This is a genomic window from Pseudoalteromonas sp. PAST1 (assembly GCF_021532515.1).
Taxonomy (GTDB): Bacteria; Pseudomonadota; Gammaproteobacteria; order Enterobacterales; family Alteromonadaceae; genus Pseudoalteromonas; species Pseudoalteromonas simplex.
The window spans coordinates 1-23,437 of sequence record NZ_JAKGBH010000048.1; the positions used below are offsets into that span (position 1 = coordinate 1).

General features: G+C 40.5%; 30 protein-coding genes, 1 tRNA gene and 2 pseudogenes. 2 read left to right on the top strand and 31 right to left on the bottom strand.

Annotated elements, in window-relative coordinates:
- Positions 1–286: 286 nt before the first annotated feature.
- The 11 genes and pseudogenes from L1272_RS18345 to L1272_RS18395 all read right to left on the bottom strand — a co-directional run.
- A pseudogene (locus L1272_RS18345) lies at positions 287–484 on the bottom strand (protein CapI); the annotation flags it as partial.
- 15 nt (positions 485–499) lie between these two features.
- Positions 500–658 (bottom strand): annotated as a pseudogene (locus L1272_RS18350) (UDP-glucose 6-dehydrogenase); the annotation flags it as partial.
- Complete coding sequence (locus tag L1272_RS18355) at positions 658–2,379, bottom strand: ArnT family glycosyltransferase (protein ID WP_024603946.1); 1,722 nt, start codon at positions 2,377–2,379, stop codon at positions 658–660. The gene L1272_RS18355 and the pseudogene L1272_RS18350, both read right to left, overlap by 1 nt.
- 12 nt (positions 2,380–2,391) lie before the next feature.
- The gene (locus L1272_RS18360) at positions 2,392–3,045 is read right to left on the bottom strand and encodes a TVP38/TMEM64 family protein (protein ID WP_024603947.1); all 654 of its coding nucleotides are present in this window, start codon (positions 3,043–3,045) and stop codon (positions 2,392–2,394) included.
- Positions 3,041–3,778, bottom strand: coding sequence for a glycosyltransferase family 2 protein (locus tag L1272_RS18365; RefSeq protein ID WP_024603948.1), 738 nt, complete (start codon positions 3,776–3,778; stop codon positions 3,041–3,043). The genes L1272_RS18360 and L1272_RS18365 overlap by 5 nt, the downstream gene beginning before the upstream one ends.
- Positions 3,779–4,287: 509 nt before the next feature.
- A complete protein-coding gene (locus L1272_RS18370; protein ID WP_235374035.1) occupies positions 4,288–4,515 on the bottom strand; it encodes a hypothetical protein in 228 nt (75 codons plus the stop codon).
- Between the two features lie 233 nt (positions 4,516–4,748).
- Positions 4,749–5,156, bottom strand: a complete 408-nt coding sequence (locus tag L1272_RS18375; protein ID WP_235374036.1) for a hypothetical protein — start codon at positions 5,154–5,156, stop codon at positions 4,749–4,751.
- A gap of 427 nt (positions 5,157–5,583) precedes the next feature.
- Positions 5,584–6,561 carry a hypothetical protein gene (locus L1272_RS18380; protein WP_235374037.1) on the bottom strand — a complete coding sequence of 326 codons (978 nt, stop codon included), beginning with the start codon at positions 6,559–6,561 and terminating at the stop codon, positions 5,584–5,586.
- Complete coding sequence (locus L1272_RS18385) at positions 6,548–7,126, bottom strand: hypothetical protein (protein ID WP_235374038.1); 579 nt, start codon at positions 7,124–7,126, stop codon at positions 6,548–6,550. Before L1272_RS18385 ends, L1272_RS18380 begins: the two co-directional genes overlap by 14 nt.
- 517 nt (positions 7,127–7,643) lie before the next feature.
- Positions 7,644–8,666, bottom strand: coding sequence for a site-specific integrase (locus tag L1272_RS18390; RefSeq protein WP_235374039.1), 1,023 nt, complete (start codon positions 8,664–8,666; stop codon positions 7,644–7,646).
- A gap of 220 nt (positions 8,667–8,886) precedes the next feature.
- Positions 8,887–8,963 (bottom strand) — tRNA-Arg (locus L1272_RS18395).
- Between the two features lie 371 nt (positions 8,964–9,334).
- Here L1272_RS18395 and L1272_RS18400 point away from each other — a divergent pair.
- Entirely contained in the window at positions 9,335–9,517 is a 183-nt protein-coding gene (locus L1272_RS18400) for a hypothetical protein (protein WP_054554205.1), read from the top strand.
- On the opposite strand, the gene L1272_RS18405 is transcribed toward L1272_RS18400, so the two are convergent.
- The 3 genes from L1272_RS18405 to L1272_RS18415 are packed head-to-tail and all read right to left on the bottom strand — an operon-like array spanning position 9,514 to position 11,222.
- Entirely contained in the window at positions 9,514–10,320 is an 807-nt protein-coding gene (locus L1272_RS18405; RefSeq protein ID WP_235374040.1) for a phosphotransferase family protein, read from the bottom strand. The genes L1272_RS18400 and L1272_RS18405 overlap by 4 nt on opposite strands.
- Complete coding sequence (pnuC, locus tag L1272_RS18410; protein ID WP_235374041.1) at positions 10,321–10,944, bottom strand: nicotinamide riboside transporter PnuC; 624 nt, start codon at positions 10,942–10,944, stop codon at positions 10,321–10,323.
- Between the two features lie 20 nt (positions 10,945–10,964).
- Entirely contained in the window at positions 10,965–11,222 is a 258-nt protein-coding gene (locus tag L1272_RS18415; RefSeq protein WP_054563401.1) for a YkoF family thiamine/hydroxymethylpyrimidine-binding protein, read from the bottom strand.
- 115 nt (positions 11,223–11,337) lie between these two features.
- Between L1272_RS18415 and L1272_RS18420 the strand changes: the two genes are divergently transcribed.
- Complete coding sequence (locus L1272_RS18420; RefSeq protein ID WP_054554201.1) at positions 11,338–11,577, top strand: DUF2960 domain-containing protein; 240 nt, start codon at positions 11,338–11,340, stop codon at positions 11,575–11,577.
- A gap of 5 nt (positions 11,578–11,582) precedes the next feature.
- Here L1272_RS18420 and alr read toward each other — a convergent pair whose 3' ends face one another.
- From alr to radC, 17 genes are all read right to left on the bottom strand, one after another.
- The gene (gene alr / locus L1272_RS18425) at positions 11,583–12,662 is read right to left on the bottom strand and encodes an alanine racemase (RefSeq protein ID WP_235374042.1); all 1,080 of its coding nucleotides are present in this window, start codon (positions 12,660–12,662) and stop codon (positions 11,583–11,585) included.
- Positions 12,662–14,041: a replicative DNA helicase gene (gene dnaB / locus L1272_RS18430; RefSeq protein ID WP_054554199.1), complete on the bottom strand. Its 1,380-nt coding sequence runs from the start codon at positions 14,039–14,041 to the stop codon at positions 12,662–12,664. Before dnaB ends, alr begins: the two co-directional genes overlap by 1 nt.
- Positions 14,042–14,333: 292 nt before the next feature.
- Entirely contained in the window at positions 14,334–15,275 is a 942-nt protein-coding gene (locus L1272_RS18435) for a DUF4097 family beta strand repeat-containing protein (protein ID WP_054554198.1), read from the bottom strand.
- Positions 15,276–15,286: 11 nt separating this feature from the next.
- Positions 15,287–15,772 carry a hypothetical protein gene (locus L1272_RS18440; protein WP_082389308.1) on the bottom strand — a complete coding sequence of 162 codons (486 nt, stop codon included), beginning with the start codon at positions 15,770–15,772 and terminating at the stop codon, positions 15,287–15,289.
- Positions 15,759–16,310 carry an RNA polymerase sigma factor gene (locus L1272_RS18445; protein WP_054554197.1) on the bottom strand — a complete coding sequence of 184 codons (552 nt, stop codon included), beginning with the start codon at positions 16,308–16,310 and terminating at the stop codon, positions 15,759–15,761. Before L1272_RS18445 ends, L1272_RS18440 begins: the two co-directional genes overlap by 14 nt.
- Positions 16,311–16,452: 142 nt before the next feature.
- The gene (locus tag L1272_RS18450; protein ID WP_235374043.1) at positions 16,453–18,201 is read right to left on the bottom strand and encodes a DUF7305 domain-containing protein; all 1,749 of its coding nucleotides are present in this window, start codon (positions 18,199–18,201) and stop codon (positions 16,453–16,455) included.
- Complete coding sequence (locus L1272_RS18455) at positions 18,194–18,718, bottom strand: prepilin-type N-terminal cleavage/methylation domain-containing protein (RefSeq protein ID WP_235374044.1); 525 nt, start codon at positions 18,716–18,718, stop codon at positions 18,194–18,196. The genes L1272_RS18450 and L1272_RS18455 overlap by 8 nt, the downstream gene beginning before the upstream one ends.
- Positions 18,715–19,116, bottom strand: a complete 402-nt coding sequence (locus L1272_RS18460) for a type IV pilus modification PilV family protein (protein WP_054554195.1) — start codon at positions 19,114–19,116, stop codon at positions 18,715–18,717. The genes L1272_RS18455 and L1272_RS18460 overlap by 4 nt, the downstream gene beginning before the upstream one ends.
- A complete protein-coding gene (locus L1272_RS18465; RefSeq protein ID WP_054554194.1) occupies positions 19,113–19,565 on the bottom strand; it encodes a GspH/FimT family pseudopilin in 453 nt (150 codons plus the stop codon). The genes L1272_RS18460 and L1272_RS18465 overlap by 4 nt, the downstream gene beginning before the upstream one ends.
- Positions 19,566–19,570: 5 nt before the next feature.
- Positions 19,571–20,002, bottom strand: a complete 432-nt coding sequence (locus L1272_RS18470; protein WP_327077894.1) for a type IV pilin protein — start codon at positions 20,000–20,002, stop codon at positions 19,571–19,573.
- Between the two features lie 303 nt (positions 20,003–20,305).
- Positions 20,306–20,758 (bottom strand): 50S ribosomal protein L9, encoded by a 453-nt coding sequence (rplI, locus tag L1272_RS18475; protein ID WP_054554192.1) that lies wholly within the window; start codon positions 20,756–20,758, stop codon positions 20,306–20,308.
- Between the two features lie 35 nt (positions 20,759–20,793).
- Entirely contained in the window at positions 20,794–21,021 is a 228-nt protein-coding gene (gene rpsR, locus L1272_RS18480) for a 30S ribosomal protein S18 (RefSeq protein ID WP_002962753.1), read from the bottom strand.
- A 12-nt stretch (positions 21,022–21,033) separates the two neighbouring features.
- A complete protein-coding gene (gene priB, locus L1272_RS18485) occupies positions 21,034–21,336 on the bottom strand; it encodes a primosomal replication protein N (protein ID WP_036973732.1) in 303 nt (100 codons plus the stop codon).
- Positions 21,337–21,403: 67 nt separating this feature from the next.
- Complete coding sequence (gene rpsF, locus L1272_RS18490) at positions 21,404–21,745, bottom strand: 30S ribosomal protein S6 (protein WP_036973113.1); 342 nt, start codon at positions 21,743–21,745, stop codon at positions 21,404–21,406.
- A 227-nt stretch (positions 21,746–21,972) separates the two neighbouring features.
- Positions 21,973–22,128, bottom strand: a complete 156-nt coding sequence (rpmG, locus tag L1272_RS18495) for a 50S ribosomal protein L33 (protein WP_022946036.1) — start codon at positions 22,126–22,128, stop codon at positions 21,973–21,975.
- 11 nt (positions 22,129–22,139) lie between these two features.
- Complete coding sequence (gene rpmB / locus L1272_RS18500; RefSeq protein ID WP_036973115.1) at positions 22,140–22,376, bottom strand: 50S ribosomal protein L28; 237 nt, start codon at positions 22,374–22,376, stop codon at positions 22,140–22,142.
- Between the two features lie 273 nt (positions 22,377–22,649).
- Positions 22,650–23,324, bottom strand: a complete 675-nt coding sequence (radC, locus tag L1272_RS18505) for a RadC family protein (protein ID WP_235374045.1) — start codon at positions 23,322–23,324, stop codon at positions 22,650–22,652.
- Positions 23,325–23,437: the final 113 nt, after the last annotated feature.

The following is a 23,437-nucleotide window of genomic DNA, read 5'->3' on the forward strand; positions in this document are numbered from 1 at the left end:
GTAGCGTTGCCATAGCAGTTTCGCTCGCGCGGAGAAAATTGCGATACTGAGAAAAAATCGATCGCAACCATCTTAAATGGTTTCAAACTAAGAACATACCCAAGACAATTTATTAAAAATTAGTTTTCACACAGTCTGTGCCATGAACGGACCTTGATGAATAGTATTGGATAATATTCCATTATCAAAGTGTCCTGTTTGATTACAGCAGATAATTACTGATATTAGAAATATAGGCGGACATCTCTAGATGTCACTATTATGCAAAAATGGATAGATAAATCACTTAACCATAAAATTCACGATACCAGTCAACAAAGTTATTAACGCCCTGTTCAACACTCATTTTAGGCTTATAGCCAGTAACATTAAATAAGTCATCAATATCTGCAAAGGTTTGGTAAACATCGCCCGCTTGCATCGGCATAAAATTTTTCTTGGCTTTAATTCCTAACGCGCTTTCAAGTGACTGAACAAAATCGAGATCATCTTTAAATAAAAAAGCTTCTATTTCTTTATCGACAAAGGGAGATTTACGACTATTAATTAAATCTACTTTCGCTGGAACGATATCGTAGATAACCACCTTATTATGCTGAGCAAGTAAAATGGCATTAGACAAACCAACAAAACCTGCTCCTACTACAGCTATTTTCATTAATACGCTTCTCTAGGAACACTAAAACGCTTAATAACTTTTGGCGCTTGGCAGTTTTCTGCCATTTGCTTAGCACTTAATAATAACCAGTGCTGCCTGTGAGCGTAGCCCATATCTTGCCCGTTAGACACATCGAAACACGTTAAGTTGGCATCATCTGGCACTAAAATAAATCGACCCGCCTTCTCGCCCATCCATAGCCATGCGTTACGCTCTTCTTCTTCATCCGTTGCTAGGTAACTAAAATGCGTTATTGGTAATTGTGAAAACAATAAAAATTGCTCTTTAAATTTCACTAACCCAAGTTCACCGCGCTCACCATGCTGACCTAAGGTGTTTTCCACTTCTTCAATAACATGTTTGGGTGTGCGCAGGGGCTCGGCTAGCCAATATCCTAAGGTACTCACTATTAACCAAGAAGCGACAATTACCATTCCTAAATTAAAAAAGGCGTTTTTCGACCGTAATCGCCATAAACTAACTAACCATATCGCTGCTAAAATAAACGCTAAACCTGCCGCCCACGGGATCATTTCAGGGTATGCGGTTAATGGTTTCACTAATTTTTTATGACCCGTTAATAAACCAATGCAAGCGACAACAAGCACAATAGCAATTAACCATAAAATGCTTTTGCTGATGCGGTTAAACCATAACGGTAGTTTAACTTCATGGTAAGCAATGGTGGTAAACAGCGACAACATCGGCAATGCAGGTAACACATAAACCCCGCGCTTGCCCGGACTAATACTGAAAAAACACACCACAAGCACAACCCAAGCAAACAATATCATCAATACTGGATCTGTTTTTAATTTGTGATAAACATGCTTTAGCGAGCTCAACAATAAAATTGGTAATGGAAACCACATCACGGGAATTACACTAACAATAAAATAATACCAAGGCTCAAGGTGATGCCAGGCATTGGCGTACCGTTCGCCCGTTTGCTTGAACAGAATATTGTTTTTGTACTGAATTAATTCAGGGGTCGCTTGCTCTGCCACCGTAATCATCATCGGTACAAACCAAGCCGCCAACACCAAGAAAAAGGGCACAAAACCTAACCAACAAGCGAAGGTGAGCCTGCCTTTAAAATAGTCTTTATTCGCCAAGCGATAAGCAATGATGGGAATAAACATGAGTACAGGTAAAAAACCTACCCCTTTAGTAATAATGCCGAGCGCCATAAATGCCCACGAAATAAAATACCAGCGCCAATTGGGCCCTAAAATGAAATGACGGATAAAGCCATAACAACCAATCGTTATCCAACACATCACCATCGCATCAATTTGGGCAGCTTTAGCTTGGATCAAAAATTGTGGTGTAATTAATAAAAGTAAAGCGGCATTGCGACCCACGCGAACACTATGGAGTTTTGCCCCAAGATCATACACCAAAAATAAAGTGATCAAGCCACAGATGGCGTTTGGCAGTAAAAATGCCAGTTTTAGGTTGCCAATAAGTGAATAAAAAAGAGCGATTGACCACATAAAAACTGGTGGTTTATCAGGATAAAATTCACCGCCACGCATTGGAAATAGCCAATTGCCAGTGGCAACCATTTCTCTGGCTACTTCAACAAATCGAGGTTCATCAGCAGGCCACGGTGAACGAATACCAATACCTAATAAAATAATAACAGCGGCAAAGGCCAGTAAGATTTTTAAGACGGCGTAATAATCATCTTGTTCGAAGGTTTTTATTATATTTTTCATAACCTAACTTCTTTATAGTTCTTGTACTTTACGACGAAATTGACTGCGATAAAGCAGTGAGCCAATTACCGATGAAACAATAAACAGCGCAATACTGATGAGTATTTTTTCGTGCTCTGATAAACCAATTCCAGCGCCAGCGTAGGCAAAAATTAAGGTTTGTGGAATGTAGCCAATAAAGCTACCAAGAAAAAACCCCTGAGCCGGTACTGTAGTTGCTCCAGCTGCGACATTAGTAAACAAGTTACTGCCGATAGGTAACAACCGAATCATCAATACCTTTAAGGTGGTATTGTCTTTAACCAAGCGTTCAAATTTCATTAAACTTTTATTAAATTTGCGTTGCAAGCTTGAGCGAAACAACCATTTGGCGGCGTAAAATGACAAAATACAACCGAGCTCTGTTGCTACTAACGCTAAAAGTGCCCCTTCAACAGCCCCAAAAGCAAAACCAAACGCAAACGCTAACAATTGGCGTGGCGCACCAAGAGCGGCATAGGCAGCCCCCATCGCCATCAATACAACAACGGCTTGTTTGCCTTGTTCTTTAACAAACTTAGCGACCCAGTTACTGTCAGCGATATGTTCAAAAAAACCTTGTTGAACTGCAAACGCTATCGCAATAAATAACGACAAACTAACAATAAATTTAGCGAGCCTGTTAATCGTCACTAGTGTTACTCGTTTGAATTTCATTAACCATTGGCACTTTGCCACGACGAATAAGCCACATCATGCCTAATACATCAACAATACCGACCCAAGCTCGATTCCAAGCCGTGTATTTTGATAGACCATGTTCACGATCGCGGTGGTTCACTTCTTGCACTTGCACTTCGCCTCCCATACGTTTGACCAAAGCAGGAATATAACGGTGCATATGGTTAAAGTGTGGTAGCCTTAGGTATGTGGCTGTGGGCACTACTTTCAAACCACAGCCGGTATCTGGCACACCATCATGTAAAATAGCATCGCGGAATTTATTAGCAAAACGCGACTGAAAACGTTTCCAAGGCGTGTCTTTTCGGTTTTTACGGTAGCCAATTACGCAAAAATTAGCGGCTTCTATTTGTTGAGCGCGCTCAACTAATTTAGGCAAATCAGCCGGATCGTTTTGTCCGTCGGCATCAAGGGTCGCCATCAAGGTGTATTTCGCCTGTAACACACCCGACACAATCGCTGTGCTTTGTCCGACACTGTAGGCATGTTTGATAGCTTTTACATCACAGCCTAATGTTCTTCCAGTTTCGAGGGCGGTTTCAAAGGTACTATCACTACAGCCATCATCGACAACGATAATCTCAAACGGGTATAAATCAGCAAGGCTGGTATGAATTTCTTCAATAAGATGGCCAATATTTTCGGCTTCGTCTTTGGCAGGAAGTACAACTGATAACATATATAAATCCCTGTTTTTTAGTTATTAGCGATAATAAATTTGCAAATTAATCACCGATAAGTCAAGCAATTAAAGAAACCTATCGGCTAAATAAAAAGTGTCTTAATAAAATATCAGGCAAACCTTAAGATTTACTTAAGAAAAACTGAAAAAATGATTTACAGCACTACACGCAATATTACTCTGAATATTAGGACTCTTTTCTCGGGTAGATTTCATCATACTTTAATGGCTACAAGTCCATTAGTTTTGTTGAGACATTTTTTTTTAACTGTAAAATATTAGAATATCCACGTTCACCAGCATATGTTCAATGTCCGTAACTCGCTCTAAGCAGTCTTTAGAGCATTTACTTTTACTCACTTTGGGGCAGAAGCAATGCGCAAGTTTTGCAATTTACTCACTCGTTAATGGACAAAAGTGTTTTAGACTGGAGTTTATGAACTTTGCCATTGAAGGGAATGTAGTGGTGAAAATGAAGAACCCCACAACTACATAATCTTGGGAGATTAAGCTAGAAAATCGTTAAAAACTTCGTTGTAAATGTATCCAAAAGATGTGTAGTTTTCAGCAACAGCTTTACCACCAAAATTGAAATTTGCACGTACATCATAAGCACCGTTGGGTAATACACTTATATCATCAAAAGACATACCGTCAACAAAGTCTGGATGTTGTTTCAAGTGTAGATTCAAAAGATTCAAGAGCTGTTCTTTGGTTAATTGGTAATTATTCATATAAAGTTCCTTAGAATTGTTGAGATAAATTTTGGCAAATTGCTGTGTATTTTCAGCAGATATTGTCTATAAAATTTCTTTATAAAATATTTATAACTCATCGATGGACATTTCGGAGTTCGGACTTTTGAGCAACTAAGAGGGTTTAAAATTAATATTTTCATGGCTAACGCTTTAAACAGCGGAAAACGCGATCGCATCGAGTGGTTTTCCGATGATTTAACTTATTAGCACTACCCACCAAACTGACCAATTTTATATTTTTTTGTGTCGCCTGATCCGTCTGAATACTTCTCTGAAATATTCAATTCGTCACCATTTACAGAAAATGTTATTTTTGAATCATATTGATCAGTACGCCATCGCCCTGTATCTGCACCCCATATAGCCCTATTTCCTTCTAATTTACATTTGTACTTCCAATGTTTACCGTCATCACGACGAAAATATGAAAGGTAAGTAACATCACCTTGGATAGAATCAACTTTGATGATGGAAGGATCTCTTCCCATTATCGCAGAAACTGTGGCAACACATATTTGCTGGTCACTGAAATTACCTTGACCCGAATCACCACAGGCGGACAACGCCAAGGTAGCAACAATTACTAAACCATTTAGAAACTTTTGATCAATACTCATGCTTCCTCCTTGAGTGCTCTCATTTAAATATTTATGCGACACGCAGTTTGTGTTGCATAATCGCTTGTTGGACTGAGCCGCTACCGGCTCGGTGCGTCAGAGTTGGTGTGGTTTATGCTATGGGAACTTGCTTTTTATGACCTAAACTATAGTAATATCTGGCCTTATTTAAGCTTTCCCTGCACTGCTCAGCGTTTACTATGCTTCCATTACACCTAAGTTTAGCTAGATAAGCAACTATATTTTTGTACGTACAAAGCAGTTAGCAGCTATTAGGGTATTTACCCTAACTTCTTTAGGGCATAAATAATTTATACCGGAACGGTTGCTTCTGGTACAAATAGGCTATTCACTGTAAGATTTGATTCAACTCTAAAATTCGAGTTTGATGGGTCAAGTTAAGACTTTTTCAACTTATCACGCTCAATTATAGCTTATTAGCATTTTTTCTATTTGTGAGTTTATATGTACTCGCTACCTTTCTAGAAATAAAGGTAAGTGTTTTTTTACAACGATTTTTGATAGCCAACTCAAGTTCGTCAGCTAAGTTTGTAAGATTATTAATTTTACTCTCTAACCAATTCTTTTTGGTTTCTTGTATTTGAATTTCGCTTGAAAGTTCTTCTGATCTTTGTTTTTTTAATGTTAGTTCACTTTCAAGTGCTTGATTACGATTACTAAGCCCCTCAAGTGTTTTAGTCATTTCATTGAGTTTTTCTTTTACAAATTTCTCTTTTTTCAAATGTTCGCGGCCAGTAACATTTTTTGACTCTCCACGCTCAAAACCTAAAGGTTTAAATGTATTAGCAACAATATCTTGCATCTTTTCAAAGTGTGGATTTAGCTGGTTTGTTCTTGATTTTGCGCCTTTTCCTTTTACCATAAGATGACGAAGTGGAGCTATTTTATTTATAAAGTCATAATTAAAGAAGGAAACATGGGCATGAATATTACGAACAAACCGCCCACCTTCGTAACGGCCTTCATCTAAGTGTAAGTCAATTCCTAATGGCTCAAAACCAAACTCTTTTTTAATTTGCATTGCATATTTTCGTAAGTAACTCATTAGAAGCTTCTTTGCTTTGGCATCTCCATATTTGCTTTCAATTCTTAAATATTGTTGTTCACTCAAAATAACAATATGTTCAAACAACAAATTAAAATCTTTCCTAACTTTTTTACCTGTAACCTGTTTGTAACGAGTACATGCATATTCCAAAGCCTCAGAGGCGCTTTTACAGCCTTTTGTGTATAAACCAATATTGTTCTGACTAAACTCAGGATTCACGTTTGCTGAGCGCGTAACCCCGTTCCTATTAGGTTTAGAGTGATCTAATATGATGAATGCCTTATCAATTTTATAATACGCGCCCCTAAAGGTAGCAAAAGCCTTAAGATTCCTCATTTATAGTCACCCTTCTTTCAAATGAAGTACATCGTTCATGTGTTTCAGATTTTATAGCAACACCTTCTAAGCAATTAATAAATCTAGCTTGTGAGTAGTCTTCATTACCGAAAAAGTTACCACTTTGACAGAAAAAACAAGTTGATAGTAACGTTAGAGAATGACAAGTATCCCGTAATACTTTTGAGTCTATGTCAGCATTTTCATCAAGCCACAATTTTGCACAAACAAAAACTTGTTGCTTTTTAATATCTGATAATTCAAGTTCACGGAGTAAAGACACCCACAGTTTAATCTTTGCCCTTGAAGTTATGACTGGATGTTTAGCATCATTAAATATTTCACCGTGAAGCATACGTACCTGTATTATTTTATGAAACTTTTCAGCATTTCTCTGTTTTTCTTCAATATCAGGTATGCTTTGAAACTCAACAAACATTTCATCAAGAACAGAAGAAATATACGAAGTAACTTTTTCAGAGCCTTTATTTAACAAAAGCTTTTTAAGTCCTTTATCTGTAATTTCCAGCTTGAGATTTTCATCATTTACTATGCAACTATTCATACTCACCCCCACTACGTTATAACGTATTATATCATATTTTGTTTTTTAAATTTTTTTTTGCTTCGCAAAAACCCACCGCGCAGCGCCTATGGACATAGGTTTTAGTGGGTTAAAATTTTGCAAATAGACACAGACATAATTACTTCCCCCCTCTTTAATTACTTAAAGGCGGAAAGTCTCACTGTTGTAATAGTATGGTTTAACTAGAGACTTAGTCAGAAGTAGAATCCAATAAACTAACGAGGTAAAAATGCCGAAGAAAAGATTAAGAGTTAAAACATGAAAGTGCTGAACTAATCATTGTTGACAGTTGTAAACATAAAAATGCAGGCATGAAATGCGACCTACGGCAAAATACGAAGACATAGTAAGTTGCAGGCTTATTAGACTTTGATACTAGCATTCATCGTGTTCGTACATAGATGAAGAGTAATATTAAGGTATGTTGAAAAATACCTGATTGTATAGCTGTGATTACCAATTATGAGACTTGATAATCACTAAGCTATGAGATGCATCACATCAGTTTTTTAACCAAATCCGTCGCTCTAAGATGTGTATAACGCTTTAAACTCGCTAAATCTTTATGGCCAGTGATGGCAGATACCTCCATCATTTGAAGGCCTTTTTCGAAAAAACGACTTGTTGCTTCGTGCCTAAGATCATGAAACCTAAAATCATCAATTCCAGCTCGCTCAGTAACTTTGTTGAAAGCATGCCCTACCGAATCACTTAAAATATCAAAAATAGGCCCATTCAGTTTTCGAGGTTGTTTGAGAATAATTTCTTTGGCTCGTCGCGATAGCGGTACAATCCTACTTTCACCATTTTTTGTATCTTTCAAAAAAAGAGTCGAATCTTTTGCATTGAACCCTTCCCAGCAAATGCAGCAATATCCAGACTTTTCAAGTTCTTGTTTACTTCGCGCATTAGCCATTTCACCACGCCGCATACCTGTTTCGATTGCAAGGATTATGATATCGTGAATAACACCTCGATATTGTTTGGCATATGAAAGTAATAGTTCTTCTTCACCAATTTTAAAACGTCTATCGCGCTGCTTTCCTTTCGCAGGAAGTGAGATTGTAGCCACAGGGTTTCCATGCGGTAAATAAACTCCCCATTCATTTATTGCATACTTGAACATACGACTTATTAAAGCCATTTCTTTACGGACAGTATCACCCTGTACTTTTTCAAGCCGATAAGCTTTATAATCGCGCATGGTATGCACAGTTACATCAAGTAAACTAAGCCCATCAAAAACAAGCTTTAATCTATTGATCATATAACGAATAGATTTGGCTGACTTTTTTTGAGTAAGCTTTTCAGTCCAGTAATCTTCAAGAGCATCTGTCATCTTCTTTTGCTCAGCTAGGCTAGTAGACTTAAAAGTAGATTTATCCATATCTGACTCAACATCCCTAGCCCACTTTGTAGCTTCAGTTTTCGTAACAAACGTTTTTGATTGCGAAGGATATCCCTTACGCCTAATTTTTGCTTGCCACTTACCATTTTCGCGCTTTTTAATAGTTGCCATTTAGAACCTCCAATCCGAGCGACCAAAATAATTCTGATAATCATCGCAAAAAGAAGAAGGTAAAACTGAGGCAAAAAAAACTGAAAATTTGCCCAAACAATTTATATAGAACCATGATATTGGAGTAAGTTTTGAATAAAACATAAGCGTCCTGATAATGACATTATGAGAAACTCAATATTGAGTGTCCCTAAACTGTCCCGAGGACTATAAGAGAAGGTGGCCCGCCCGAGAGGATTCGAACCTCTGACCTCACCCTCCGGAGGGGTGCGCTCTATCCAGCTGAGCTACGGGCGGCCAATATATAAAGGCTATCAAGTTAAGATGCACTAACTTAATGTTGTAATGTGAACTTACAAAATACGTTATAAGTTCACTATTACTGTGCTCCCAATTAACTATAACTCCCCTTCCGGAGGGCCACGTGATATCCATTTCACCACGAGAGCACATTTGTCGTTATCAATACTGACTCGCGATATCAGCATGACAACCCGGCAATGATAATGGCATCTTGCGCTAAATGCTAGCATCAAGGCCTTTATATGCACACAAATTCAGCAATTTGCATTAAAACACTTCACTTTCGTGCAGAACCAAGGTATTAACGTATACTTAATAAAATTAATAACAAGGTGGCAGTATTGCCATGTAAGGGGAATTTGATCATGAGTTTAATGTCTACAGAGCAAGTCGCGGAATTTTTGGGTGTAAAAGTTGAACGCGTAAAGCGCCTTGCTCGCGAACATTTACTGATCTCGAAATCACAAGATGACAAAGGGGAGCCTTTGTTTGAACAAGAAGATGTAAAAAAATATAAAGAACTTGCTGAGCGAATTGGCGGTCTTTAATTTTTAGCTTTTTCTATGAAGTGGTTAAGCTGTGTTAGCAGTGGCGCCACTTTATCCGTCGCACCACGTTGTTCATACCAACAAATACATAAAAGTAAAAACAGCGCATGAAATGCCGAGAGCTTTTCAACTGATAAGTAAAACTCGTGATGTTCGCACACTAACGCTTGGTAATGTTTAAGTAACGCCAGTTGCTGCTCATCATTTAACGCAAAGCTCACCACCAGCGCAGCTAAGTCAAAGTAAACATCGTTGCTTTTGGCATATTCAAAGTCGATTAAAAACATACCCGTCTCATTCACAATGATATTTTCTTTCACTAAATCATTATGACAAAAGCCCATGTCTTTAGGTGCACTATCAATATAAGCCAGTGACTGCTTAATTAGCTCTGCGTGTTGCTGGTATCGCGCTGTTTGCTGGTAGTAGTTAATTTCATAAGCAATATTCATCGGCTCGGTTAGCACAGGGTAACGATGCAAATTAACTAAGTCGGGCAATAAGCTACTACAAAATTCACCGCTGGCAATACTACCTGCCACGTATTCGAAAATAGCCGTGTCGGTTGCTTGTTCTAACCAAAGTGGGGCTGGGCAGCAGCTTTGCTTTGCAAAATGCGCTTGCGCTGCAAGACCAATCGCCGGCCAGTGGTCGCGATAGTGCTTAACCAAAAAACCTTGGCTTGCTGTTTTAACTAGGTAGTTATCATTGCTTAACCCCTCAACCAGTGGACTGATTGAGGTGATAACTAAACGTGAGTTGAAGCGCGTAAAAAGCGCGTGAATTTGTTGCTCAGTTTTCATCTATAGCTGTGCAAGCGGCTTAGCCTGATGCTGCTCGTATTCTTCATACCATGTTTTAAAGCCCCATGCGGCCATAATAGTGTAAAACACGAAAAGTACTAAGGTTGGGTAATACCCTTTTTCAAAGTATAGGTACATAGATGCTGCATCAATTACAATCCAGTACAACCAGTTTTCCAGTACCTTCTTGGCAACAAGGTAAGTTGTCACCACCGCAAAACAGGTGGTAAAGCTGTCTAGATAAGCAAAATCAGCGTGAGTGTAATTGGTCATCACAAAACCAATGGCAGCTGAGGCCAGTGAGGTGGCAAGCAAAATCACCGCATGGCGCTTTAACGACCATGAAATAATGGGCAGATGATCTTTATTGTCCATGCCCCTGCGCCAAACGACCCAACCATATACCGCCATATACATGTAGTAAAAATTCAGGAGCGACTCCATCAACAGTGCGCCATTCCAGTACATTACGGTATAAATAAAGGTGCTTACAAACGCGGCTGGCCAACACCATAAGCTTTCTTTAATCGCTAACAGCAAATACGCCATCGATAAGGCAACAGCAATATATTCCCAATGCGACATGGCAGTAAAGCCTGAGAAGGTTTCGCTTAAAAATTCCATAACACGCGCTACTGTTGGCTCTAGTCTTCGCTAGGCGACAAGTCACCATGTAAGAATTTACAGACGAAAATAGCTTTACCAAACTCTTCATAAGAACGTTTGATTTCAGTATTAAGTACAGACATCACTAAATCATAGTCACCGAAAATCTGAGTAGATAAGGTGTTGGTGATCACTTTAAGACCTTCGTAACTGTTTACGCGGTCAATAAAACCTTTGATAAACGGAATGTAGTCTTGATGTAGTGGGTACTTACTGATCTCTACTGAAAGTTTCATTATGAGTTACCGAGTCTTTAAAAAGTATTGCATTGTAACCCGCTTGTACTAACAAGTCATGGCTATGGTTATTTTTTAGTGTAAAATCAGCCCCGATAAACATTGAGGATTCATTATGGCACGCCGCATCACATACAAATTTAAAAATCAGCCTCGCGAAATCAATTTTGCAAAAGATAAATACCGCGATATGTACCATGCGATCGCAGCGGCTGAAGGCATTGATTTAACCAATTATTTAAAGATGGAACAACAGGTCGAAATGACTTCAAAAGGCTCTGCAGCAGTACGTAACTTTCGTGACCAAGAATTCGCACGAATGGGTTTCAGTGACGTATATTTTATTAAAGAGTAACAAAGTTACTCTTGATACTCGTAGCTGACTCGTGGGGTGATATTACACAGTAATTCGTAAGGAATAGTTGTTGCGCACTGGGCAATCTCTTCAACGGGAAGCTCTGGCCCCCACATGATCACCTCATCACCCACTGTTATGTTGTCGCGGTTATCACCAATATCCACCGTGATCATGTCCATCGCCACACTGCCAACAATACCATAGCGTTGTGATTTGATAACCACAGGTGTGCCCTGCTCGGCATGGCGTGGATAACCATCCCCATAGCCCATCGCAACCACCGCAAGCTTAGTCGGTATATCGCTATGCCAGCGTCCGCCATAGCCAACACACTGATCGGCATCGACATCGCGTATCGCGATAACTCGCGTAGTCAAACGCATAACAGGCTCCAGTCCGTGCTGCTGCCCTACACCATTAAGCATTGGCGATACGCCATAAAGCATCAAGCCAGGACGCACCCACTCACCATGACCTTTTGGCCAAGCAATAATACCAGCAGAGTTTGCAAGGCAATGCTGCTCACTTTTGCCATCTGCCAGTGAATCAAATAAGGCAATTTGCTGAGCGGTCTTTTCATCATTGATGTCATCGGCGCACGAGAAATGCGTCATTAACTTAATGTCATCACGGGCATTTGGGCTTGCTTTTAAGCGACTGTAGAAAGACTCAAATTGCGATGGTGCAATACCCAGTCGATGCATCCCAGTATTCACCTTTAACCAGCATGCAATTGGTGCATCAAGGCTTGTTTTTTCAAGCGTTGCGAGCTGATTTTCATCATGAATAATGGTTTGAAAGTTATTGGCAAGCAAGATAGGTAAATCATCTTTATGAAAAAAACCTTCAAGCAATACAATCGGTTTTGTCAGTCCACCTGCACGTAGCGCTAACGCTTCGTCTATTCGCGCAACCGCAAATGCATCCGCATCATTTAAGTATTGAGCAATTTTAACTAAGCCATGACCATAAGCATTGGCTTTAAGCACCGCCATTACTTTGCAACCAGGCGCAAAGCGCTTCACTTGCGCTAAATTATGAGCAAGTGCTTTTAGGTTGATTTCGGCAATGGCTAAGCGCATTAGTATTCGTCGTCCATGGCTGGACCCGCGTAGTTATCAAAACGCGAGAATTGACCTTGGAAGGTTAAACGTACTTTACCGATTGGGCCGTTACGTTGCTTACCTATGATGATTTCGGCCACGCCTTTTTCTGCACTGTCTTCGTTATACACTTCATCACGGTAAATAAACATGATTAAGTCGGCATCCTGCTCGATTGAGCCTGATTCACGTAAGTCGGAGTTGATTGGGCGTTTATCGGCACGTTGCTCTAGGGTACGGTTAAGCTGCGATAGTGCAATAACCGGACACTGCAGTTCTTTTGCCAGTGCTTTTAATGAACGAGAGATTTCAGCGATCTCTAAAGTACGGTTATCCGACAAGCTTGGCACACGCATTAGCTGCAAGTAATCGACCATGATCATACTAATACCGCCATGGTCGCGGGCAATACGACGTGCACGCGAACGCACATCTGTTGGTGTTAGGCCTGATGCATCATCGACATACATTTTACCTTTTTCCATCAACAAGCCCATGGTTGACGACAGACGCGCCCAATCGTCATCATCTAGCTGACCGGTACGAACCTTAGTTTGGTTAATACGACCTAGCGATGCCAGCATCCTCATCATGATTTGCTCTGAAGGCATCTCTAATGAGTAAATAAGTACAGGCTTGTCTTGCGTCATGGCGGCGTGTTCGGCTAAGTTCATCGCAAAGGTTGTTTTACCCATCGATGGACGTGCCGCCACAATAATAAGGTCAGAAGGCTGCATACCCGCCGTCATTTTATCCAGATCGGTATAGCCGGTACTTACACCCGTCACACCATCTTGTGGCGACTGATAAAGCTCTTCAATCTTATCAACGGTTTTTTCTAAGATACTGTGTAAGTTTTGTGGGCCTTCAGTGCTTTTACTACGCTGCTCAGCAATTTTGAATACTTTACTTTCAGCAAAATCGAGCAGGTCATGACTAGTACGCCCTTCTGGGCTAAAACCAGCTTCTGCAATTTCGTTTGCAACACCAATCATTTCACGAATAACAGCACGTTCTCGTACGATATTCGCGTAAGCATCAATGTTCGCCGCACTTGGCGTGTTCTTAGCAATCTCAGCAAGGTAGGCAAAACCACCAACGCTACTTAACTGATTGTTTTTCTCTAAGCTCTCAGAAATAGTGATCAAATCGATTGGATCACCCCCTTCAGCAAGATTCACCATTGCTTCAAAAATGAGCTTATGGGTGCGGGTATAAAAATCCTGCGCAACCACTAACTCAGCAACACGGTCAAACGCTTGATTATCAAGCATTAAACCACCTAAAACAGATTGCTCAGCTTCAATTGAATGGGGAGGGACTTTTAACGTATCGACTTGCTTATCTGGTTTGGCCATAACATCACAAAACTAAAATTGAATGGCTCTATTCTATCTACTTGCTAAGGCTGTGCAAATAGTTAATACCAATCGACTTAAATATTTGGTCATTCTAGCGTGCTAAATAAAGCGCTAACTGCGTTAGAAATGTCTAAAGTAGAGTAACTACATGTCAAAATTTCTGCCTTGTTATCACTTCATTTATCTGTCGCTATTTAAGACCAACAACTTAACACGATTGGTATGAGCGGGAAGTCTTCCCGCTTTATTGTAATTGAGTGAAATATTGTAATTGAGTGAACTGCAATCGTTATTTCTGTTTACGAAGTTCAATGCGTCCGCTAATCGTATCCATTTCTATATCAGCATCCCCACCGTTAATACTAAATTCTAAGTCGCTAGATGGGCCGTATTTCGCCTTCGTTGCTCTGTCATCACTAAGCTCATTAACGATTTTACCGTTAGCGTGAGCTTCAATTTCAAACGTTGCCGATACATCTGCAGGGAAGTAAAACTCGGCATCACCACTGACTGATTCAAAACGAATATTGGCATCTGCTAGCAGCTTATTGATGTGTACTTCTGCTTCACCATTTACAGTATTGATGCGCAGCTTTTTAATTGCATCAAAAGCAAAGTCGATATCACCGTTTACGTTTTCAAGACGCACATCTTGTGCTTTGGTTTTTGACTTAATGTCGCCATTCACCGCGGTAAAGCGTAAAGCACCTTGTGAGTTTTTATCGTTAATTTCACCATTAACGGTTTCAAAGCGAATATCACCGTTTAAGTCGTGGGCATTTACATCGCCATTGACCGTTTCAAAGCTCATGTTGCCGCGAATATCTTGCACTGTGATATCACCGTTGACGGTATCAATCTCTGCGCCCGCTTCAAGCTCTTTAGCACTAACTGTGACATTCACCCCAGCAAATTCAAGCTCACTGCTTTTTGGCATGTAAATGGTTAAACGAGAACCGTCACCACTATTCCAGCCACCTAAGTTACGCGGCATTTTTACGATAAATTCAACACGGCTGCCTTCAACCTCTAAACGATAGCCTTGTGCTTTATCGTCAAGCTCACCTTCGATTTTAAGTTGTGGTTTATCCCACCCTTCAATGCGTACATCACCACGTTGGTTTTCAATAAAAATGCGTTTATTTGCAGGTACATCAATTTGTTCATTAATGGTTTGTCCTGCCATTGCCATCAGTGGCAGTAATCCTAAAGTTAAGGCTAGTAATTTCATAATTGTCACTCCTAAATCGTTTGCCACTTCGGTGCATGCACCTTGTTAATTAAGTCCAGTTGTTGCTGATAAACCTGCGACAGCATTTGTAATAAAGCTGGGTTTTCAGGTTCATTCTCAAGTGCTTGCTTTATGGCACTTTCGGCTTCTTCTAACTCTTTTAGTTGTTGCTGCCAGTTATCGGTTAACGCAGGTTGATTTTGATACTGCACCAACAAACCTTGCTTTTGCTTGGTAAAATAGTCGCTCATTGCCATCATGCTATTTGGCTCACCTTGGCCAACAAAAAGCTGTACGGTCAATAGTGCGGCAATACAACAAGCGGCAACTGCAGCGAGTTTATTCCAGCCATGGTTTGGCTTCTCAGTTTGCTCTGGTTGCCCTGTTGCAATTGCTCGCTCAACACCGGGCCAAAGATCTTTATCAGGGCTAATATCTTGCTTATGGTTAAGCGAGTCATTTAAAAATTGTTCAAATTCTGGCTTACTCATTTTCATACCACTCTTTTAATAACTGCCTTGCACGGTGAAATTGCGATTTACTTGAACCTACCGCCATATCAAGCATGCTTGCTATCTCTTCATGGCGATAACCTTCAATTGCATGGAGTACAAACACCATACGTGCTCGCTCAGGTAGTCTCAGTACTAATTTGTCAAGGCCGTTAAAGCCGTCGCAATCTGCTGCGCTTTGCTCATCCATACCGCTTTGTTCAAAACTCACTACTTTTTGAAACCAGCTTTTATGTTTGCGAATGTAGCTAATCGCAATATTGCTGGTAACACTGTGTAACCAAGTCGAAAATTGTGAGCGTCCATCAAAGTTCGCGATTTTATGCCACAACTGTACAAACACTTCTTGTGTTGCATCTTCGGCGTGCTCTTTGTCTGCAAGCAATCGCAAACATAGGCTATAAACCCGCTTCACATGCAACTCATAAAGTGTTGCATAGGCTGCTTGATCACCGCTTTTTACGCGCTCTATCAAGGCATGCTCACTTTGCTGGGCGAACGCTTGTTCTGCATCTATCAACATCCTGGATGTTGTCCTTTATGATTATTGTTGTGAATTTAGTGTATTAGACGTAAGGAGGGATTCAAAAGGTTTAAATGAAATTAAATTTTTTTGTGTAAGCTACAAATAATTGAGCTTACACAATTTTATTTGGGGATTTACGTTATTCGGCAGGTGATGCTTCGCTTTCTTCTTCAGTTGTTTCTGCGGTTTTGTAGCTCCAACCTAAAAATACGATACGTGCCGAAGAAGCAGGCGTGCCGCCATTTTGTACTTGTAATAAACCCGCATCATAGTGAGCACCACTGCCCCCTGTTGCGGTAATTGTAGAGCCACGTACACTACCAAATAGCTCACCACTTCCCGATAGCTTCACCGTTGTCAAAGGGGCATAAATAGCCGCATATAAATTCGCAGCACCGCTAAATTGCACGCCATTTACACCATTAAATGATGAGTAGAATGATAACGACGGATGACCACTAGTAGTTAATCCTTCTTGCTCAGTAATAACTTTTGCGCCTGCGCCAATATTGACTTTTCCGGTTAATAACACAGTTAAACTACTGTCTTTTTTAATAGTCAGTGTTGTGCTCCCCGCCATCGAAAAGTCACCATCAATCAGTAAAATAACATCACCACCAGAAACTTCCATTTTGCCGTCACTGGTCATTTTGAGTCTATCAACTGCAAAAATATACTCTTTGCTATTGCTACCATTAGCTTGGTTTTGCGCTTTAGAATTAAACAAGAAAACATCAGCAAGGCTTGGCATAATAACTTGGCTACCACCGCTACTAAAATAGCCCTTTTCAGTATTAAGCTTAAATTGTTGCGTAGGACCTACAGAAATAGAGCTGTAACTGCTTACTTGATCTGTTATGCCTGTCATTTTCTCTGGCAAAATTAACGGGTCGCAACTGGTATCTGGGTTTGTAGGGTCATAATCAGGTGCAGCTGGATCGGCTACAGTTACCGGTTCAACATTCGGGTTCACGTTAAATTTACGATCACTATAATGCACACCATCTTGCTGGTTATTGCTGGTATCTTTAAAATCGCCTGAACCGCCATACATAATATCCAACGCTTCGCCTTGGCTATTCGTGATGAATGTTGACCACTGCATTTTTGCATCACCATTGGCTCGCACAACCCCCGAAACAGTCCCGCCACGATGGGTATAATAACCACGGGTATAGACATTACCGTCTACACGTAAACCACTGCCAGGAGAGATATAAACACCGGAGTTCGAATGGATATTACCAATAATTGGTGATGAGCCATTTAAGTAAATAACTCCGGTCGCTTTTACATCGCCCTTTATCGGTGAATGACCCGATAGCACTACATCTGAATCGCCAGCAATGGTTGAAACATCACCATCATTCGACTTTGTTTCTTCGTAGGTGCCTTTACTCGAATCATAGCTGTCGATACTACCACTGCCCGATAAATCGACTCCCTTACAGCCCACCATCGCATTAGTGAAAACAGAACTACCTTTCGCACCTTGTACTGCAAAACGGGCGACTAAGTTACTTTGCGCGTCACCATCAAATCGTTGCCCCAAGCTTGCAATTTCAAGCTCACCAGCAGCGTTTTGACTTAAACTGGCATTAAAAATGGCATCATCAGCAATAACACCAGAGCCCGATGCGTTACTGGTTTTACTGATCAAATCTTCAACCGCTAATACACCTTCATCATTCAAGGTTTGTTGCAGTAACTTAGCTTGTTCAAACACACCTTTTTCAGCCATTAAGCGGCTGTTTAATTTCTTTTGAAAGTTGCCACTTAAACGTTCTTGAACAACGTTTTCACGTAGCGAACTAAGCACCACTATGCTAGCCATACTGGTCAAGATCAACACTGTAATTAGGGTAAAACCATTTTGCTTGTTATACACTGCCAGCTCCGTATGCTTTGACTAATATTGCATTAGTTAAGGCAATATCAATGTTAATACCATTACCGAACTGAACTGGTAAATCATTTGGCTTTACAGTAACGGTTACAAGCTCACCGGCGATATCAAATGACAAAGCTTCGATTCCTGTCAGTAATCGCTCTGAGGCAGCGCCATCGAGTGAACACATTAAGTTGCTACCATTTAAGCTATATACTTCAACCACCTGCGTAGTTGTTGCAGAGCCATCACAGGCAATGACACCACTTGGCTGAGTAATCGTAATTGTGCTTTTATCTGCACTGATGGTGGGTGTTAGTTGTGTTTGCTTTATGCTGCGGTTGAATACTTTACTGGTATAGCGAATCACTTCTTGAGCGTTTTCAAGCTCTTTACTCACCTCAATGGTGCTTTTAATCGCCGAGTAAGACAAGCTCACTCCCGCTAATAAAAAAGCGCCAGCTGCCAATGCCACCATCAGTTCAACTAAGGTAAAACCCTGAACGCGTTTATTCATGAGCACACCGCCGTTAAATCAGGAAAACTGGCATTTAGACTAATTTGATTTTCTGCATTGTCTGTCATGCGTTTATCAACCCAAGCCACATTAATTTGCATGTCATCACTGTAAGTAGCTGGGATCGTTAGCTGATAATCACTCACTTGTGGAGCGAGCGAAGCTCTAAATATCGCGTCTTGAAAAAGTGCGGTATTGGTTTTTTGAATTTCACAAATACGCGGCCACAAACGCTCAATGGTGTTTTGCCCTTGAATAAGTGACACAGTGTAATCAAAACTATTGGTTGCATATTGCAGCGATTTTAGCTGCGCTGCCGCCAAGCCTAATAATGCGATGCCAGCGATCACCACTGAAATCATCACTTCTAATAATGAAAAGCCTGCCTGCTTATTCATGCACATCCTCGCTGTGAATTTTCTACTAACCAGTTTTGGCCACTTTTAAGCACACACATCACGTAATCAGTGGTATTTGTGTGCTCATCTTTCACTAAAATTTCAGCTTGTTTATCAACTTCGCCACTGGCACTAATGGCCAGTGCGACTAAATTGACGGCAACGCCGCTTTTTGTGACCGAAAATTCTTTTAAAACCGTGTCTACGCCGCCCTCGTTGAGGGTCACTTGCCAACTATTATTACTAACAACTAGATTAATAGGTTTGTCGCGTTTGACCGCTTCACTGCGTGCAAATTTATAAGCACTATTTAATTGATTTGCAGTAGTTACGACGCGATCTTGCAAAATTTGCTGACTAAAAGACGGGAAAGCAAGGGCTGCCATAATGCCAATAACACTCAGCACAACCATTAACTCAATTAAGGTAAACCCTGCAATTCGACGCAATTGTGTTACTCCCAGCAATCACTAAATGAAGCGCTATAACTACCATCATGTTTAACGGTTAAGTCACCACAGCGATCACTCGCTTGCGCCGAACCCGATTTAGGAGCGGCTTTTAAACTGTAGCCACGATTTTTAAAATCGCTTACAGCACCTGATACTTTATCTGTTGCTGTGTAAGTAAGGTTGTAATAGTCAGTATTTTGAGTTGCAAATGCATTGGGGTAGCCGCCATTTCGTGAATAAATTCGTTCAAGACTGGCGCTGTATTGCAGTAACTCTTGTTGAATATCTGCACGGCGACTACGTTGCATGTGCTCAGTGTAAGCTGGCAGTGCTACGCTATACAGAATCCCTAAAATAGCGATCACGATAAGAATTTCAACTAGTGTAAAGCCTGTTTGTTTACCCATTCCATGTGATACTAATGCACTTCTCAACCTTAACCCCTTAATACTTTTTAACCAGCATAATATAAATGACAGCGTTGTCAGTGTCAATTTTAACCAATTTACTTTTACTCATTCGATTATACTAATAAGAACAAAGAAATTAAGAAAAAAGAACGTATGTTCTTAAAATAGGTAATAATATAGGGTTAGTATTTGTATGTTTAAAATATAGAAACCAATACTATTGGATGGCAACTGAAGAAGCAATAGCGGTACAAAATGCTACAATTTATAAATTTCAGGCACAAAAAAGCCGCACCTAAGTGCGGCTTTTTTTACTTAATATTGCTATTAAGCTTCAGCGATAACGATTACTTTGATAGTAGCCGATACGTCTGAGTGTACTGCGATTGCTACGTCAAATTCGCCAGTCTCACGGATAGTACCTAGAGGTAAACGAACTTCTGATTTAGCAACTTCAACGCCAACAGCTGAAATAGCTTCAGCGATGTCGCGAGTACCGATAGAACCGAATAACTTGCCTTCGTCACCAGCTTTAGAAACTAGTGTAACTTCAGCTAATGCTTCTAACTTGTCAGCGCGAGCTTGAGCAGCAGCTAGATCTTCAGCGATCTTAGCTTCTAAATCAGCACGACGTGCTTCGAAAGTTTCGATGTTAGCTTTAGTTGCAGGAACTGCCTTACCTTGTGGGAAAAGGAAGTTACGTGCGAAGCCAGATTTAACTACAACCTGGTCACCTAGGCCACCTAGGTTTGCGATCTTGTCTAGTAGAATAACTTGCATGTCTCTACACCTTTTAAAAACTGTTAATCCGCTGCTTACTTATGTAAGTCAGTGTATGGAAGAAGGGCTAAGTAGCGAGCACGCTTGATAGCAGTTGCTAGCTGACGCTGATATTTAGCGCTAGTACCTGTGATACGGCTAGGTACGATTTTGCCACTTTCTGTAACATAGTTTCTAAGAGTAGCTAGATCTTTATAATCGATTTGTTGTACGCCTTCCGCTTTGAAGCGGCAGAACTTACGACGTCTGAAATAACGTGCCATGAGTAAAATTCCTCAAAAAATTCTTTCTATATGTTGAGCATGCAAGACCAATTGGCTTAAGCCGTTTCGGCCTTCGTGACGGTTTAAAAACCCCGTCACTTGCACTTGTTGCCCAACGTGCAATTGTTGAGTTTGTTGTTGCATTGGCGTGCCGCTGGCAACAACTTGAAGCCTGACATAACTATTACGGTTAAGGTCTGCTTCAACTTGCATCGATTTATGTTCAAGAACAAAAATACAATGCGGTATACCAGCAGGGCTTTGACTATATTTAGGTGTTTTACAAACAACCCCAGATAGTGTCAGCTGATTCATATAAGGATTAAGCGGTTGGCTCATCTTTTTGTCTCAACTGCAAGCGCCATGCTTGAACTCAAAACGATTAAGCAGCTGGTGCTTCTTTCTTCTCTTCTTTCGCAAGAGGAGATGCTTCAGTTACAGCGTCTTTAGTACGCATAACTAAGTTACGAAGCACTGCATCGTTGTAGCGGAAAGTAGTTTCTAGCTCGCTGATTACTTCAGTAGGTGCTTCAACGTTCATAAGAACATAATGAGCTTTGTGAAGCTTGTCGATTGGGTAAGCCAATTGACGACGGCCCCAGTCTTCAAGACGGTGGATAGTACCACCAGCTTCAGTGATAGAACCAGTATAACGTTCGATCATACCAGGTACTTGCTCACTCTGATCAGGGTGAACCATGAATACGATTTCGTAATGACGCATGGATATTCCTTACGGTTAATAGAGCCTTCTACCGTTTCGGCCAGTCGGTTTAAGGCAAGGAATTAAATTTAATAAGCCGAAATGAGCGCGCATTTTACGCTTAGATTGATAATTAAGCAAGATAAAACAGCAAGCCAAGCTAGATTATTGTGCTCTAATAATAATTTCTAAGCGCTAAAAACAAAAAACCCAGCCGAGGCTGGGTTTTTGAATTCTGAAAACTAAAATTACTTGATTTTAGCTTCTTTGAAAATCACGTGTTTACGAGCTTTAGGATCGTATTTTTTGATTTCCATTTTTTCAGGCATGTTACGCTTGTTCTTGTCGGTAGTGTAGAAAAAACCAGTACCAGCAGTTGAAACTAAACGGATCTTATCGCGCATGATTCAGTTCCTTAAACTTTTTCGCCACGAGCACGGATTTCTGTAAGAACCGCGTCGATGCCTTTTTTATCGATAATACGCATACCTTTAGTAGTAGTGCGTAGTGTTACAAAACGTTTTTCACTTTCAACCCAAAAACGGTGAGTTTGTAGGTTAGGTAGGAAACGACGTTTAGTCGCGTTTCTCGCGTGTGAACGGTGATTACCAACCGCTGGACGCTTACCTGTAACTTGACATACTTTAGACATGTCTATATATCTCCAATAACTTCGCTCGAGCTTAATTTTCCCTTAGGCCAGTATTTGTGCCCCGGGATAAATCGAAGGGCGCTCTTTATACAGCTTATACAGGCAAAGATCAAGTAACAGATCTTATCCAATCAGCTCATGTGTAAATTTGATAGCGGCTAATTATAAAGATCGAATGCCCTTAGGGAAAGTAAAAACTGCATTTAAATTAAACTAATTTCTAAAATCGCCCTAAACTGCTCATTTTTAACACACTCTCTAATACAGTTGGCTCTATATAAGCCCTCTTTCGGCAAACGAAACACAATTTTCACCACCCACTATGATGTGATCCAGCACATTTATATCGACTAAGGCTAAAGCTTGCTGCAATTTAGTGGTGATCAATTTATCGGCCTGACTAGGTTCAGCAACTCCACTTGGGTGGTTATGAGCAAGTATTAGTGCCGCCGCATTATTACGCAGCGCTGCTTTAACCACTTCACGGGGGTACACAGACGTAGCATTAATAGTGCCGTAAAAAAGTACTTCGTCTTTAATCAACTGGTTTTGACTATCTAAGTACAGCACCATAAATACTTCCTGCTGTAAGCCACGTAACTGAATAGTTAAATAGTCATACACGGCTTGTGGCGAGTTAAATAGTGCCTCGCGCTTACATTGCTCAAGCATATAGCGCCGGCTTAATTCAAGTACCGCTTGAAGCTGCACATACTTAGCAGCTCCTAAACCCTTTTGGGCACAAAACTCTTGTTCAGATGCATTAAATAAGTCGTGCAAAGTGCTGTTTATATCGAGCAGGTGCTCAGCCAGCTCAATGGCATTCATGCCCGGTACACCGGTACGTAAGAATATTGCTAATAACTCTGCATCTGAGAGTGCTTTGGCACCTTGGGCAAGTAACTTCTCCCGCGGTCTTGCTGATAAAGGTAAATCGGTTAATGGCATTGCTTCATCCTTAAAACAACTATTCCATATATTAAACTGTACTATAAAATTTAGTTTTTTCCTGTCTGTAGAAAAGAAAACTTCATGCTATCGGTAAAGATTTGCTATCGTTA